The following is a 14912-nucleotide window of genomic DNA, read 5'->3' on the forward strand; positions in this document are numbered from 1 at the left end:
CACCGGCAACAGCTATACTGTGATAATTGCAACCCAAACTGGTGAATGATGCCGCCTGCGAAAAAGGAAGTCCGTCCGTCGACCCGCGGAGGACGCGTCCGAACGCCTGCCTTCGTGAAAAATCAACGCGGCGTGAAGAACTGGAAGGAAGTCAGCGCCTGGCTGGAATGGCGCGGCATCGAAGACATAGAATGCATCACGCCTGATCAGGCTGGCGTCGCGCGCGGCAAGATGATGCCGTCGAAGAAATTCACTTCCAACACCTCGCTGGCGCTGCCATCGGCAGTGTTCATGACGACGATTTCGGGCGGCTATCCCGAGGACGGCAACGGTTTCCACTATCCGGAAGATGATGGCGACCTGAAGCTGATGCCGGATCTGTCGACGTTGACCGTGGTGCCGTGGGAAGAAGACCCGACGGCCGCCGTCATCTGCGACCTCGTCCATCAGGATGGCCGTTCGGTCGAGTTCACGCCGCGCAACGTCCTGAAGCGCGTGGTAGCAGCCTATGACAAGCGCGGGCTGAAGCCGGTGGTGGCGCCCGAGATCGAATTCTACCTGGTGCGCAAGAACCCCGACCCGGATTACCCATTGACGCCACCAGTCGGGCGTTCCGGGCGGCCAATCGGCGGCGGAGCCGGCTATTCGATCGCCGGCGTCAACGAGTTCGACGAACTGATCGACGACATCTACCATTTCTCCGAAAGCCAGGGCCTGGAGATCGACACGCTGATCCACGAGGAAGGCGCCGGCCAGCTCGAGATCAATCTGCGTCACGGCGATCCGGTCGAGCTCGCCGACCAGGTGTTCATGTTCAAACGCACCATTCGCGAGGCAGCGCTGAAGCATGAGATCTATGCCACCTTCATGGCCAAGCCGATCCAGGGCCAGCCAGGTTCTGCCATGCACATCCACCAGTCGATCATCGACAAGAAGATCGGGCTGAACATCTTTTCGGCGAAGGACGGCTCGGAAACCGACGACTTCTTCCATTTCATCGGCGGCATGCAGAAGCATGTGCCGAACGCACTGGTGATGTTTGCTCCCTACGTCAATTCCTACCGCCGGCTGACGCAGTCGGCCTCGGCGCCGGTCAACAACAAATGGGGCTATGACAATCGCACCACGGCGTTCCGCGTGCCGCGCTCGGATCCGGCGGCGCGGCGTGTCGAAAACCGCATCCCGTCTTCCGACGCCAACCCCTATCTGGCGCTGGCGGCCTCACTTGCCTGCGGGCTGATCGGCATCACCAACAAGATCAAGGCCGAGCCTCCGGTGCTGACCACCGCAAACGCCGATGAGATCGACCTGCCGCGCGGCCTGCTCGAAGCCGTCGACCTGTTTGAGGGCGACGAGGAGCTGTGCGCCCTTTTGGGCAAGTCCTTTGCCGCAACCTATGCAGCGATCAAGCGGGCGGAGTTCGAGACCTTCATGGAAGTGATCAGCCCGTGGGAGCGGGAGTATCTGTTGCTCAACGTGTGAGCGGCGACTTCGTCGTGTGAATGGTGAATAGTGAATGCTGAGTAGTTTCATATTGGATGGATGAGAGCAGACGACGTGCGTCTCGCAGCCATTCACCATTCACCATTGGCTGGTGTCCCCATGCCTTACCAATCACCTATCTCCCCCGGTCGCTCCTGGTACGAAGACACAGCCGGACCACGCCCTGAGTACCCTCCCCTGGACGGCGACCGCAGCTGCGACGTCGTCGTCGTCGGCGGTGGCTTCACCGGGCTGTCGGCGGCCGCTCATTTGGCCAAGGCGGGAGCCGACGTCGTTCTGATCGAGGCGCATCGCTTCGGCGACGGCGCTTCAGGGCGCAATGGCGGCCAGCTCGGCACGGGCCAGCGCGCCTGGGCCGAAGAGATGGAGGCCGAATACGGCTTCTCCCGCGCCAAGGCGCTGTTCGACCTTGCCGAGGAGGCGAAAGCGCACCTGCTCGAATTCGCCGCCGTTAACCAGATCGACATCGACTATATGCCCGGCCAGTTGTCCGTGGCGCACAAGCCGCGTTATCTCGACGACTACAAGGCGCATGCCGAGATCATGGCGGGCCGCTTCAATTATCCGCACACCGCCTTCATGGATGCCAGGGAAACGGCCGAACGGCTGGGCTCCACACGCTACTTCGGCGGCACCCGCGACACCGGCACCGGACACATCCACCCGATGAAGCTGGTGATCGGCACGGCAAAGGTCGCGGCAGCGGCCGGCGCGCACCTGTTCGAGCAGACACTATCGACCGGTGTTACCTCCAGCGGCGGCAAGGTCAGGGTGACGACTTCGAGAGGCACCATCACCGCCCAGAAATGCCTGATCGGTGTAAATGCCTATGGCGGCACGCTCGAGCCGGTGAGTGCCGCGCACATCATGCCCATCGGTTCCTTCATCGGCGCGACGGTGCCGCTGGGCGTCGATTCGAAAGTGCTGCCGGGCGGCGAGGCGGTCGACGATTCGCGTTTCGTCGTGCGTTATTTCCGCAAATCCAGGGATGGAAGGCTGCTGTTCGGCGGGCGCGAGGTCTATGGCGTCAACAATCCGAAGGACATCCATGTCCATATCCGCCGGCAGATAGCCGAGCTTTATCCGGAGCTGAGCGATGTCAAGATCACCCATGGCTGGGGCGGCTATGTCGGCATCACCATGCCCAGGAAACCGTTCGTGCGCGAGGTGATGCCCAATGTGATCTCGGCCGGAGGCTATTCCGGCCACGGCGTGATGCTGTCGAACTTCTTCGGCAAGCTCTATGCCCAGGCCGTCGCCGGCAACCGCGACAGACTGAAGCTGATCGAGGACCTGAACATCCCGGCTTTTCCAGGTGGCCGGCGCTTTAGAACGCCATTATTGTTCCTCGCACTGAACTGGTTTGCCCTGAGGGACCGAATATAGGGAAAGTATCTCATATCAGCCGGGGCTGGTACTGAGCTGATTCTATTGAGCTGTTGGTTGCCGCAGCGAGACGTTGCAGAATCCTTAACAAGAGCGCACAATTCCCCTGAAGGCGCACTGATGCCACAATCAAGGGCAAAGGATGCCGGTTCTGGGCGATTGAACGGGGATTTCTGCGGGCCTGCCCGCTTTGTTGTTGGGACCGATGCCGATCGAATGCCGGGCTGCCGGCGCCGATCGAAAGAACACCGGCCCATCTTTTGGAGGTGGCAAGAGTGAACGAGCCCTTCAGTTTCGGCGCGCCGGAACGTCGGCGCTTCGCCATGCAATTCGGTTATGACATGCGGCCCTCCTTCTGGCAGGGGGTGCGCACGAATTCGCATCTGGTGATCGCCGCGGTCGGCACCGCAGCGCTGCTTGGCGTGGCAGGCATAGCGCTTTGGCTGGCATTGCCGGCCAACGACCGGCAAGCGATCGCCAGCACACAGCAGAACGTTCCGACTTTTCCGGTCAAGACGACCAAGATTGCCCCGGTCGCAGCGACGGCTGCAGCGGTAGCGGCGCCACAAGCCGCGCGCAAGGGCGACGCGGTTTCATCGACGGTCGCTGTGGGTGGGGCTGCGATGCCGCCGCTGTCGGCCAACGATCCGCGCTGGACTGCGGCGCAATCCAACAGCGACCCTGCCGCGACGCCATCCGATCAGGCGCCTACCGAGCAGGCTGCCGCCAAACCGTCCGATGCCGCGGCATTCGAAGAACCGGCGGCCCAGGGCGACGCCACGACGCAGTTGTCAAAGGTCGCTGCTCCCGCCAATGACGACGACGCGGAAACCGCCGCCATACCGACGCCAAAACCGCAACTTCCAGACGAGCAATCTTCCGCCGCAACGAACGATACCCAGGCCAAGGCCAAGCCACAGAAGGTGGCTGCTGCCGCCGGCACCGGACGCATCCTCAGGACGGTGACAATGCGCAGCGGTCCGCAGAAAAACGCCGCCGCCATGGGCACCGTGCCCGCCAAGTCGTCGGTGCAGGTGGTGAGTTGCAAGAAATGGTGCCAGATCGTCTACAACGGCAAGCGCGGCTGGATCTACAAGAGCTACATCAAGACCGGGGCTTGAGACACAAGCCGCCAGATCTGGTCAGCCGCCGAGCAACCACCTGAAACGGTGTCTCCTGCGAGCAAGTTTGCGCTTCGCCAGGAAATCCCGGTGTTCCTCGAACGGCACCTCATAGAGGCCGCACATTTGGCAGCTTTCTGACCTGCCGCATAGCGGGGTCCAGCATTTCACATCGTGCGTCCAGGCGAGCGCGATCCTTTCCAGATGAAGGTTGGACGAACTTTTCAGCAGAATCAGTTCTCCTGGGACTGCCGTCTGTTTGATGTGATCCGAAACTTCCTTGGGACTGCGAAGCTCAATGAACCGGCCGCTGTCGCGGTCGGCCTGGCTGGCGCGCGAGCGATGCGCATTGCCGCCCGTGTAGATGACCTCATCGGCGATTTCGCGAGCGATCTTGTACGCACTGCCGTATTTCCTCGACGAGCCGGCGTAGTCGGATATCTGCCCAAGCACAATGCGCTTGCGAGCGGCCTTGGCCTTTGCAATCATCTCCAGAGCAATGTTGAGCGAATGCCAGGGCGCTTTGGCCGTATCGACCAGGAATTTCGGACCCGCGGATACCTCTTGCACCGTAGAGCGGTTGGGCAGTGGTGCAAACGATGCCGTTCTTGCTACGACTTGCTCTGGCGGGACGCCAAGTTCCAAGGCGGCGGCCATGGCCGCTGCAGTCGGCAGCCAGAATTGCTCGCCGGGAAAAGGCGCTTGAATATTCAGGCTGCCACCGCGCCAATGAAGGGTGAACCGCAGCAATTCCGGATACGCGGCATGCACGTCACTCACGCGGTAGTCTGCCTCGCCGGACTGGCCGAAGGTCGCAATCCGGCATTTCGCGCCAGACGCCATGCCGATCACCAGTGGGTCATCGCAATTGAGAACCGCAAGTCCATCGGGTTGGAGTGCCTCGACCAGCGCCCGCTTCTCTCCCGCCACAGCTTCCAGAGTCCTGAACTTGCCGAAATGCTCCAGACGGATCATCGTAACCACCGCCACACTCGGCTTCAGCATCTGCGCCATGGCGCTGATCGTGCCGAAGTCGGAAGCGCCGGCTTCGAAAACGACGTAATCGACTTTGCCGGCCTTCCTCAGGCGCTTGTAAAGCGTTCGGATGAGCGCAGGCATTGTATTGGCCTGGGCCTGTAGATGCACCTTGCCTTGGGCGCCCAGTATGTGTGCAAGCAGGCTGGTGGATGTGGATTTACCGGAGCTGCCGGTAATGCCGATGAACGTCGCCTTGTTACGCGCCCGCACCCAGCGCGCCTGCAGCCGTCGCAGCGCCCAGCCCAAGTCCTTGCGAATTTTCAGCGATTCCAGTTTCACACCCCGCCAGCTTTTAGCCCAGCCTAATATGCGTCGTGCCAAGTTCCAGAGTCAAACGGGCGCTGGCGTGCTTGAGCCAAAGAGTTCTAGCGACCGAGGAGCCGCAGCAGTCTGTGCTTGCGGCGCTTCGATTTTCTCTGCGCCACAAACTCACGGTGCTGCTCAAACGGCACTTCATAGAGGCCGCATTGCTCGCATCCCTCGGTTTTGCCGCATACCGAAACCCAGCACTGGACGTCGTGGGTCCAGGCAAGAGCGACACGCTCGAGGTGCAGATTGGACGAGCTCTTGAGCAGGATCAACTCGTCAGGCTGCGCGGTTTGGGCGATGTAGTCCGACACTTCCCTGGCCGTGCGCAATTCGATGAAGCGGCCGCTGTCGCGATCTGCCTGGTTCGCCTTGGAGCGATGGGCATGATCGCCGGCATAAATCACCTGGTCTGCAATCTCGCGCGCGCTGCTGTAGGCTTGGGCATATCTGTTATTCGAGCCGGAAAAATCCGATAGCTGGCCAAGAACGATACGTTTTCGCCCGAATGTCGATCCGGCTACCATGTCGAAGGCAAGGCTCAGCGAATGCCAGGGCGCCTTTGCGGCATCCACGATGAAGTGGGGGCCACCCGCGGGGACGAGCACCTGGCCGCGATTTTCCAGAGGCTGGAACGTCGCGATCCTGTGCTTGACCATCTGCGCAGGCACGCCCAGCTCAAGAGCGGTTGCCACCGCCGCTGAAGTCGGCAGCCAGAAATGCTCGCCGGGGAACGACGTCTCGATATCGAGCACACCGCCGCGCCAGTGGAGCGAGAACCGCAACGGCTTGGGATAGGAGGCCTCGATATCGCTGACGCGATAATCCGCCTGCTCCGATGTGCCGAATGTGACGGAACGGCAATCGCTCGCCGAGGCCATGCCCATCACAAGTGGGTCATCGGCATTGAGCATCGCGAAGCCGCCCGGCTCCAGCGCCGCGACCAGGGCGCTTTTTTCTCGTGCGACGTTTTCGACAGTCTTGAAACTGGCGCGATGCTCCAGCCGGACCATTGTGACAACAGCCACGTTGGGGCGAAGCAATTCGGCCATGGGCTTCATTGTATCCGGGCCGAATGCAGCAGCCTCGAAGACGACGTAGTCGGTTTTGCCGCCCTTTCCCATTCGCCTGGATAGCGTCGAGACCAACAGTTTCATCGTGTTGGCCAGAACCTGTGTATGGACCGAACCATGACCGGCCAGGATGTGTCCAAGCAGGCTTCCCGCCGTGGTCTTGCCGGAGCTTCCGGTAATGCCGATGAAAATTGCCTTGCTTCGCGCCCGCGCACGCGTGGCCAGGTAAAGCCGCAGCCGCCATCCCAGATCATAGCGACTTTTCTGCTGCCTGATCTTCATCACCCGCCAACACTATCCACGATCCCGTTATGCCTTTCGGGTGATCGAGAAGTCAAACTGGGGTCCGGCGTGACGACGTGAACTGTTCGTTCCTCGGCCGGCCGGCGCGCCGATGCGAACTTTTGCCGACGTTGCTCTGTCTGCCATGCATTGCGAACAGCGAGGTACTTCCCGAATTGCTCAAATGCAGCGGCCGCCGTCGACCTCCAGCGCCACACCGGTGATGAAGGCGGCTTCGTCCGACGCAAGCCAAAGCGCAGCGTTGGCGATATCGAGCGGCGTCGACAGACGGCCGAGCGGTATCGAGGCACGGAATTTCTCGCGGATCTCCGGCGTGTCAGTGCCCATGAATTTCTCCAGCATGCCGGTCTCGCCGGCGACCGGGCAAAGGCAGTTCACGCGGATGTTCTTGGGCGCGAGTTCGACCGCCATCGACTTGGTCGCGGTGATCGCCCAGCCCTTTGAGGCATTGTACCAGGTGAGCCCCGGCCGCGGCCGCAGACCGGCGGTCGAAGCCGTGGTCAGGATGACGCCGCCGCCCTGCCGCTCCATGATCGGCACCACGGCAAGTGCGGCGTGATAGATCGCCTTCATGTTGACTGAAGTGATCAGGTCGAAGGTCGCCTCGTCGACGTCGAGCATGTCGCCATTGCGATGGGTGTAGCCGGCATTGTTGACCATGATATCGATGCGGCCGAAGGCGCTTTTTGCGGCATAGACCATCTCGTCGAATTCGGAACGCTGCGAAACGTCGGTCTGGGTCCAGATCGCGGCCTGGCCGATCTCTGCTGCAACGCGCTCCGCGCCCTTGGCGTTGAGGTCGGCGACGACGACCTTGGCGCCCTCTTCGGCAAAGCGCCTGGCCATGCCTTCGCCGAAACCTGACGCAGCACCCGTGATGACGGCGACCTTGTTTTCCAGACGCATGCTTTTTCCGCTCATTGAAGACCCACCTCGCAAGCGCATTTTCCTTTTTGTTTGATGCGTGTCTGTCTCCCAGAACCGCTTCGCACTTCTGGGCGACACGCATTAGCTTTCGTCACATTCCCGCTTTATGTTGCAGGCGCGAAAGCCCCGGGACCATCGCTTGACGAAAAGCCTCCGGGTGGCAGCCAGTGTCAAGGCACATTTGGAGCGAATCAATATGCAGTGATTTGGCCTCGATGTGACACCATGGCACTGGATAGTTTAAATCGATTAGATTATATCCTGCCGCGTCACAGCGAGCGGCGTCAAAGCGGACAGACCATGACCAGCCAGATCATTCCCGTCGATCCTTTCGACTTCATCATTTTCGGCGGCACCGGCGACCTGTCGGAACGCAAGCTGCTTCCCTCGCTCTACCACCGCCAGCGCGACCACCAGTTTTCCGAGCCGACCCGCATCATCGGCACCTCGCGCTCGAAAATGAGCGACGAGGAATTCCAGGCTTTCGCCAAGCAGGCGATCTCCCAGCATGTGAAGCCGGCCGACATCGACGCCGAGGAACTCAAGACATTCCTTGCCCGGCTGTCCTACGTGTCGGCCGACGCGACGACGGGTGCCGGCTTCGACAAGCTGAAAAAGGCGATCGGCGAAAGCGACCGCATTCGCGCTTTCTATCTGGCGGTTGCGCCGGCGCTGTTCGGCGACATCTCGCACCAGCTGAAAGCCCACAATCTCATCACGCCGAATTCACGCATCGTGCTGGAGAAGCCGATCGGCCGCGACCTCGATTCGGCGCGCAAGCTCAACGACGTGGTTGGAGACGACTTCCACGAAAGCCAGATCTTCCGCATCGACCACTATCTCGGAAAGGAGACGGTGCAGAACCTGATGGCGCTGCGCTTTGCCAACGCGCTCTATGAGCCGCTTTGGAATTCTGCCCATATCGACCATGTGCAGATCACGGTGGCCGAGACCGTCGGTCTTGAAGACCGCGTCACCTACTACGACAAGGCCGGCGCGCTGCGCGACATGGTGCAGAACCACATGCTGCAGTTGCTCTGCCTGGTTGCCATGGAGGCGCCATCGTCGATGGATGCCGATGCCGTGCGCGACGAGAAGCTGAAGGTGCTGCGGGCGCTGAAGCGCATCAACGGCAATGAGGCACCCAAGCACACCGTGCGCGGGCAGTACCGCGCCGGCGCCTCTGCAGGCGGCGCGGTGAAAGGCTATGTCGAGGAACTCGGCAAAGACAGCTCCACCGAGACCTTCGTCGCCATCAAGGCCGAGATCGGCAATTGGCGCTGGGCCGGCGTGCCGTTCTATCTCCGGACCGGCAAAAGGCTGGCGACCCGCGTTTCGGAAATCGTCATCGAGTTCAAGCCGATCCCGCATTCGATCTTCGGCGACAGCGCCGGGCCGATCTCAGCCAACCAACTGGTGATCCGGCTGCAGCCCGACGAAGGCGTCAAGCAGTTCATCATGATCAAGGATCCAGGCCCGGGCGGCATGCGGCTGCGCCAGATTCCGCTCGACATGAGCTTTGCAACATCTTTCGACGGTCGCGCGCCGGACGCCTATGAACGGCTGATCATGGATGTTATCCGCGGCAACCAGACGCTGTTCATGCGCCGCGACGAAGTCGAGGCGGCATGGAAGTGGATCGACCCGATCCAGAACGCCTGGGAAAGCGCCAGGCAGGAGGCGCAAGGCTATACGGCCGGCACATGGGGTCCCTCGGCCTCGATTGCGCTGATCGAACGCGACGGGCGGACATGGCACGAAAGCAATTGAGCGAGCCCGTCTATAACTGGAACGGCTTTGCCGGGCGCCAGGATCTGGCGGCAGCCCTTGCCGGCAATGTCGCGGCGCGCCTGACCAAGGCCATCGACGAGCGCGGCACGGCCCTGCTTGCCGTTTCCGGCGGCACCACGCCGGCAAAGTTCTTTGCAGCACTTTCGGCCATTCCGATCGCCTGGAACAAGGTGACGGTGACGCTGGTCGACGAACGGTTCGTGCCGGCCTCCTCGCCGCGCTCGAATGCGGGGCTGGTCGCGGCCAACCTGCTGCAGAACAAGGCGGCTGCCGCGCACTTCGTGCCGCTCTACCATGAGGCGGCAAGCATCGAGACCGCCGCGGCGGCCGACGATGCGGCGCTGAAGGCTCTGCCCTGGCCCCTCGATGTCGTCGTGCTCGGCATGGGCGGCGACGGCCACACCGCCTCGTTCTTTCCCGACGCCGAGAATCTCGGCGATTTGCTCGACCCGGCCTCATCAAGGATCGTGCTGCCGGTTCACGCGGCAAGCGCCGGCGAACCCCGGTTGACGCTGCCGCTGGCGCGGATCGTCGACGCCGGCTTCATCGCGCTGCATATAGAAGGCGAGGACAAGCGCACCGCCTTCGACGGTGCGATGGGACCGGGTGCGAAAAAGCCCATCCGCAAAGTGCTGGAAGCGGCACCCACCCCGGTAGAGGTGTTCTGGGCACCCTGATTTCACGCAAAGTAGTCCCGGCAGACGGTGGAGGACGTTCTTCCGGGGCTCGAAAGGACCGACCATGACAGCCAGACGCGACATCGAAGCCATCACGGAACGCATCCGCCAACGCTCGAAAGCCGGCCGCGAGCGCTATCTCGGCCGCATCGCCGAGGCGTCCAGCCGCACCGCCAACCGGGGCGTCCTGTCTTGCGGCAACCTCGCGCATGGCTTTGCCGTCTGCAGCCCGTCTGAAAAGCTGGCGCTCGGCGCCGACAAGGTGCCGAACCTCGGCATCATCACCTCCTACAATGACATGCTGTCGGCGCATCAGCCGTTCGAGACGTTTCCGGCGCTGATCAAGGAAGCCGCGAAGGAAGTTGGCGGCATCGCGCAAGTGGCCGGCGGCGTGCCCGCCATGTGCGATGGCGTGACCCAGGGACAGCCCGGCATGGAGCTCTCGCTGTTTTCGCGCGACGTGATCGCCATGTCCGCGGCGATCGGCCTGTCGCACAACATGTTCGACGCCGCCGTCTATCTCGGCGTCTGCGACAAGATCGTACCGGGGCTTGTGATCGCGGCTCTCACCTTCGGCCATCTGCCGGCGGTGTTCGTGCCGGCCGGGCCGATGACGACGGGCCTGCCCAATGACGAGAAGGCCAAGGTTCGCCAGCTCTATGCCGAGGGCAAGGCCGGACGCGCAGAACTGCTCGAAGCGGAGTCCAAATCCTATCACGGGCCGGGCACCTGCACCTTCTATGGCACCGCCAATTCCAACCAGATGCTGATGGAGATCATGGGCCTGCATACGCCCGGCGCGTCCTTCGTCAATCCAGGCACGCCGCTGCGCGACGCGCTGACGCGCGAGGCGACCAGGCGAGCCCTGGAGATCACCGCGCTCGGCAACGCCTACACGCCGGTAGGCCGCATGATCGACGAGCGCTCTTTCGTCAATGGCGTCGTCGGCCTGCACGCCACCGGCGGCTCTACCAACCACACCATCCATCTCATCGCCATGGCCGCGGCGGCCGGCATCACGCTTACCTGGCAGGACATTTCCGACCTGTCGGAAGCGGTGCCGCTTCTCGCGCGCGTCTATCCGAACGGGCTTGCCGACGTGAACCATTTCCATGCCGCCGGCGGGCTCGGCTTCCTGATCCGCGAATTGCTCGACGAAGGCATCCTGCATGAGGATGTGCAGACGGTATGGGGCGAAGGCCTGAGGCCCTATGCGGTCGAGGCCCGGCTCGGCGAAGATGGCGGCGTCGTGCGTGAAGCCTCGCCGCTGCAGAGCGGCGACGAGAAGGTGCTGGCGCCGTTCAAGAAGGCCTTCCAGCCGACCGGCGGCCTGAAAGTGCTCGCCGGCAATCTCGGCCACGCCGTCATCAAGACGTCCGCCGTGAAGCCGGAACGCCGCGTCATCGAGGCGCCGGCCAAGGTGTTCGACAGCCAGCAGGGACTGAACGAAGCCTTCAAGGCCGGCACGCTGACCGGCGACTTCATCGCCGTCATCCGCTTCCAGGGCCCGAAGGCAAACGGCATGCCGGAACTGCACAAGCTGACCACCGTGCTCGGCATCCTGCAGGATCGTGGCCAGCGCGTCGCGCTGGTCACGGACGGGCGCATGTCTGGCGCTTCCGGCAAGGTGCCGGCGGCGATCCATGTAACGCCGGAAGCGGTCGAGGAAGGGCCGATCGCCAGGATCCATGACGGCGACATCATCCGGCTCGACGCCGATGCCGGCACGCTGGAAGTGCTGGTGCCGGGGCCCGAGCTCGCGCTGCGCCGCACGGCCGACATCGATCTCATCGGCAACGAGTTCGGTTTCGGCCGCGAGCTGTTCGCCGGTTTCCGCCAGCTGGTCGGCCGCGCCGACCACGGCGCCAGTGCTTTCGGCACGGCCTGAGGCATCATTGCCTATTTTGTAAAAAAGGCGGCTCGAGCTCGGTTTGAGGCCGCCCTTTGGTGAGGGATGGATGGCGATTACGGCTGAACCGTAATCTCGCTCCGTTCGCCGGCCTTGACCGTCACCGGCATTTCCTTGTCATGGCCTTGATCGGACATGTGGCGGAGGACGACATAGTCGCCGGCCGGGATAGTCTGCTGCCAGGTGTCGCCATAGTTCAGGCCGAGCGCCTTGCGGTTGCCCTGGATATCCTTCTTCGACGACAGCACCTCGATCGAATAGGCGCCCGGCGCCGACATCACCAGCACGCCGGCATCGAGCGTCACCTTGACGTCCTTGACGTCGCCAACCTTGACGCTGAAAGGCTGCTCGACGGTTGCGAGCTCAAGCGAGGTGACCGCGACATAATCGTCCGGCGGCAGCCAGAATTTGCTGTCGGGCCCATAGGAGTGGGCGACATCGTCACGCGAGCCGTCGATCTTTTTCTTGGCCTTGACGATCTGGACGCTGATGCCCGAGGAGTCGGCCTTGTCGCCACCTGCAGTGTAGTAGGCGTTGACGGCGGCATGGCCGACGCCGACGACTATGTCTTTTTCCACAGTCTGCCCGGCGGCGAGCTGGTTGTTCTCGGTCACCGAGCCGCTGCCGATCGCAACCGTCACCTTCTGCTCACCAGCCGGCACGATGATCCTGGTGTCGCCATAGTGGGTGGTGCTGCCGCCCGGGAAGGCGAAGTCGACATGGGCTTCGTCACTGATCTCGGCGCCCTGGCTTGGCTTCGGATGGATGAGCATGGTGCCGGCGTTCAAGGTGAAGAGCGGCTTGTAGACCTGGCCCGCCTCGATCTTGACCTTCTGTTCCGCCTGAGCTTCGTCGGCGCGCGCGACGACGACATAGTCGCCCGGCTCGAGATTGGCCTCGTAGTTGTTGTACTGGGTGGTGACGGCCTCGCCGCGCGTGCCATCGGCCTTGGCCTTGTAGACCTCCCAGGCATTGCCGTCGGTGATCGGATCGCCGCCTTCCGCCATGACCACGCTCGGGATGAAATTGAATTCGGGCTTTGCCGGTTCAGGGGCAGGCGCCGGAGCGGGTTCGGGTGCCGGCGCCGGAGCCGGCGCGGCGACGGTTTCGACCAGTGCTTCCTGCAGCGCCTTCTCGTCCGAGGCCTGGATATATTTGCCGCCGGTGTTGTCGGCAAGGCAGGCGATCTGCTTGCCCTCGTCAGCGGTCAGGCCGAAGCCGACGACGTCGACGGTGAAATCGACGCCTGAGGCCTCCAGTTCCTTGCCCAGCGCGCACGGGTCACCTTCGCAGGTTTCAAGCCCATCGGTGATGAGAACCACGGTCGCCTTGTCCTCGGTGTATTTCAGAGCTTCGGCCGCCTGCTTGACGGCTGCGGTCAGCGGCGTCTTGCCGAGGAATTTCAGGCTGTCGGCAGCGGCCGAAATGGCGCTAGCCGAGCCGGCTTGCGGCGGCACGATCAGCTCGATGTCGTCGCAGCTGCCCTTTTCGCGGTGGCCATAGGCCATTAAGCCGATCTCGTCGTCGCCCGGGACCGACTGCAGTACGGTCCTCAGCGATTCGCGCGCGATCTCGAGCTTCGGCTTGCCGTCGATCTGGGCCCACATCGAGCCTGAAGCGTCAAGAATGATGATAACCTTGTTGGCGGCAAAGCCGAGCGAAGTCATCGACAAAAGGAGCAGCGCCGCAGCTACGCTCCGCAAAAGTCCCGCCATCGAAATCTCCTTGAGGCCGCCCTCTTATATGGGGCGGCAAGCTATTTGACGCCGCGTCCGGGCACAAGCCCCGGAGCGGGTCACGAACGGTTGCCGTGTAACAGGATCGGCGCCGGCCGAGGCCTGTTCCGAGGCCGGCTCAGCACCGCGTCAGTACGTGGTGCGGCGCTCTTCGGAAGGCGGACGGCCGAACTGCAGCCGATAGCTCTGCGCGAAATAGGAGTGCGAGGTAAAGCCGGTGGCAATGGCCACGTCGAGGATCGGCATGTTGGTCTGGCGCAGCAGTTCGCGCGCCCGCTCAAGCCTGAGCCGCATGTAGTAACGACCGGGCGTGACGCTCAAATGGCGCAGGAACAAGCGCTCGACCTGGCGCACCGACAGGCCCGCCGATTTGGCAAGCTGCACGGCTGATAGCGGCTCGTCGAGATGGTCGGCCATCAGTTCGACGATGCGCCTTAGCTTCTCCGACTTGCCGGTCAGGTCGCGCTCCGGCCCGACGCGCTGGCGGTCGCCGGCGGAGCGGATGCGCTCATGCTGGAACTGGTTGGCAACGCCGTTGGCGAGGTTCGAGCCGAAGTCGCCACGCACGATCTCCAGCATCAGGTCGATCGAGGTCGTGCCACCGGCGCAGGTGTAGCGCTTGCGGTCGATCTCGAAGACGTTGCCGGTGCAGTTGATGTCGGGAAAGCGCTCGACGAAGCCGGCCCGGTTTTCCCAATGAATGGTGCAGCGATAGCCTTCGAGCTGGCCGGCTTCGGCCAGGAGGTAAGAGCCGACCGACAACGCGCCGAGCGCATTGCCGCGCCGGCCCCAGCTGCGCAGCGCCGCCAGCACCTTGCTCTTGCCGGGGAACTCGACCGACAGGCCCACCGACACGAACAGGATATCGACGGGCGGCAAATCGGCGACGGCATAGTCGATCTTGAGCGGCAGGCCGTTGGAGGCCATGACGGGATCGCCGTCGGCCGAGACCGTCGTCCAGCCATAGAAATCGCGGCCGAGCAGGCGGTTGGCCGAGCGGAAGGTATCGATCGCCGCTGCCAGCGAAAACATCGAAAACTTGTCGACCAGCAGGAACGCGAATTGCCGGCCCCCTTGAACGGGATCATCCACGACCGGCCGTTCAGAGGGTACAGTAAGGTTCGGCAAAGAAGCTGCTTTCT

The 14912-nt window shown here is 62.8% G+C and carries 11 protein-coding genes; 6 read left to right on the forward strand and 5 right to left on the reverse strand.

Annotation, left to right across the window (positions count from 1 at the left end; genetic code table 11):
- Positions 1-45: 45 nt before the first annotated feature.
- The 3 genes from NKI35_RS08455 to NKI35_RS08465 all read left to right on the forward strand — a co-directional run bounded on the left by NKI35_RS08455 (position 46) and on the right by NKI35_RS08465 (position 4010).
- Positions 46-1482, forward strand: coding sequence for a glutamine synthetase family protein (locus tag NKI35_RS08455; RefSeq protein WP_352739498.1), 1437 nt, complete (start codon positions 46-48; stop codon positions 1480-1482).
- Between the two features lie 120 nt (positions 1483-1602).
- Positions 1603-2889: an NAD(P)/FAD-dependent oxidoreductase gene (locus NKI35_RS08460; RefSeq protein WP_352739500.1), complete on the forward strand. Its 1287-nt coding sequence runs from the start codon at positions 1603-1605 to the stop codon at positions 2887-2889.
- Positions 2890-3164: 275 nt separating this feature from the next.
- Positions 3165-4010, forward strand: coding sequence for an SH3 domain-containing protein (locus NKI35_RS08465; RefSeq protein WP_023832757.1), 846 nt, complete (start codon positions 3165-3167; stop codon positions 4008-4010).
- Positions 4011-4031: 21 nt separating this feature from the next.
- Here NKI35_RS08465 and NKI35_RS08470 read toward each other — a convergent pair whose 3' ends face one another.
- From NKI35_RS08470 to NKI35_RS08480, 3 genes are all read right to left on the reverse strand, one after another.
- Positions 4032-5327 (reverse strand): Mur ligase family protein, encoded by a 1296-nt coding sequence (locus NKI35_RS08470; RefSeq protein WP_352739503.1) that lies wholly within the window; start codon positions 5325-5327, stop codon positions 4032-4034.
- Between the two features lie 86 nt (positions 5328-5413).
- On the reverse strand, positions 5414-6709 hold the full coding sequence (locus NKI35_RS08475) for a Mur ligase family protein (RefSeq protein WP_023697308.1): 1296 nt from the start codon (positions 6707-6709) through the stop codon (positions 5414-5416).
- Between the two features lie 180 nt (positions 6710-6889).
- On the reverse strand, positions 6890-7636 hold the full coding sequence (locus NKI35_RS08480; RefSeq protein WP_027049416.1) for an SDR family oxidoreductase: 747 nt from the start codon (positions 7634-7636) through the stop codon (positions 6890-6892).
- 321 nt (positions 7637-7957) lie between these two features.
- Here NKI35_RS08480 and zwf point away from each other — a divergent pair, with 321 nt between their 5' ends.
- The 3 genes from zwf (at position 7958) to edd (ending at position 12013) form a co-directional block, all read left to right on the forward strand.
- Positions 7958-9427: a glucose-6-phosphate dehydrogenase gene (zwf, locus tag NKI35_RS08485; protein ID WP_023681884.1), complete on the forward strand. Its 1470-nt coding sequence runs from the start codon at positions 7958-7960 to the stop codon at positions 9425-9427.
- A complete protein-coding gene (pgl, locus tag NKI35_RS08490) occupies positions 9409-10125 on the forward strand; it encodes a 6-phosphogluconolactonase (RefSeq protein WP_023669306.1) in 717 nt (238 codons plus the stop codon). Before zwf ends, pgl begins: the two co-directional genes overlap by 19 nt.
- A gap of 64 nt (positions 10126-10189) precedes the next feature.
- Positions 10190-12013 (forward strand): phosphogluconate dehydratase, encoded by a 1824-nt coding sequence (gene edd / locus NKI35_RS08495; RefSeq protein ID WP_352739505.1) that lies wholly within the window; start codon positions 10190-10192, stop codon positions 12011-12013.
- Positions 12014-12090: 77 nt separating this feature from the next.
- Here the strand turns inward: edd and NKI35_RS08500 are convergent, their stop codons facing one another.
- Positions 12091-13749: a vWA domain-containing protein gene (locus NKI35_RS08500; protein WP_352739507.1), complete on the reverse strand. Its 1659-nt coding sequence runs from the start codon at positions 13747-13749 to the stop codon at positions 12091-12093.
- 150 nt (positions 13750-13899) lie between these two features.
- The gene (locus NKI35_RS08505; RefSeq protein WP_032891834.1) at positions 13900-14898 is read right to left on the reverse strand and encodes a GlxA family transcriptional regulator; all 999 of its coding nucleotides are present in this window, start codon (positions 14896-14898) and stop codon (positions 13900-13902) included.
- Positions 14899-14912: the final 14 nt, after the last annotated feature.

The organism is Mesorhizobium sp. M0676 (assembly GCF_040320535.1).
In the GTDB taxonomy this organism is placed as follows: Bacteria; Pseudomonadota; Alphaproteobacteria; order Rhizobiales; family Rhizobiaceae; genus Mesorhizobium.

Excerpts from the sequence above, each read along its gene's own strand:
- zwf (WP_023681884.1), top strand. The coding sequence starts at position 7,958 with ATGACCAGCCAGATCATTCCCGTCGATCCTTTCGACTTCATCATTTTC.
- NKI35_RS08460 (WP_352739500.1), top strand. The coding sequence starts at position 1,603 with ATGCCTTACCAATCACCTATCTCCCCCGGTCGCTCCTGGTACGAAGAC.
- edd (WP_352739505.1), top strand. The coding sequence starts at position 10,190 with ATGACAGCCAGACGCGACATCGAAGCCATCACGGAACGCATCCGCCAA.
- NKI35_RS08455 (WP_352739498.1), top strand. The coding sequence starts at position 46 with ATGATGCCGCCTGCGAAAAAGGAAGTCCGTCCGTCGACCCGCGGAGGA.
- pgl (WP_023669306.1), top strand. The coding sequence starts at position 9,409 with ATGGCACGAAAGCAATTGAGCGAGCCCGTCTATAACTGGAACGGCTTT.
- NKI35_RS08500 (WP_352739507.1), bottom strand. The coding sequence starts at position 13,749 with ATGGCGGGACTTTTGCGGAGCGTAGCTGCGGCGCTGCTCCTTTTGTCG.
- NKI35_RS08480 (WP_027049416.1), bottom strand. The coding sequence starts at position 7,636 with ATGCGTCTGGAAAACAAGGTCGCCGTCATCACGGGTGCTGCGTCAGGT.
- NKI35_RS08475 (WP_023697308.1), bottom strand. The coding sequence starts at position 6,709 with ATGAAGATCAGGCAGCAGAAAAGTCGCTATGATCTGGGATGGCGGCTG.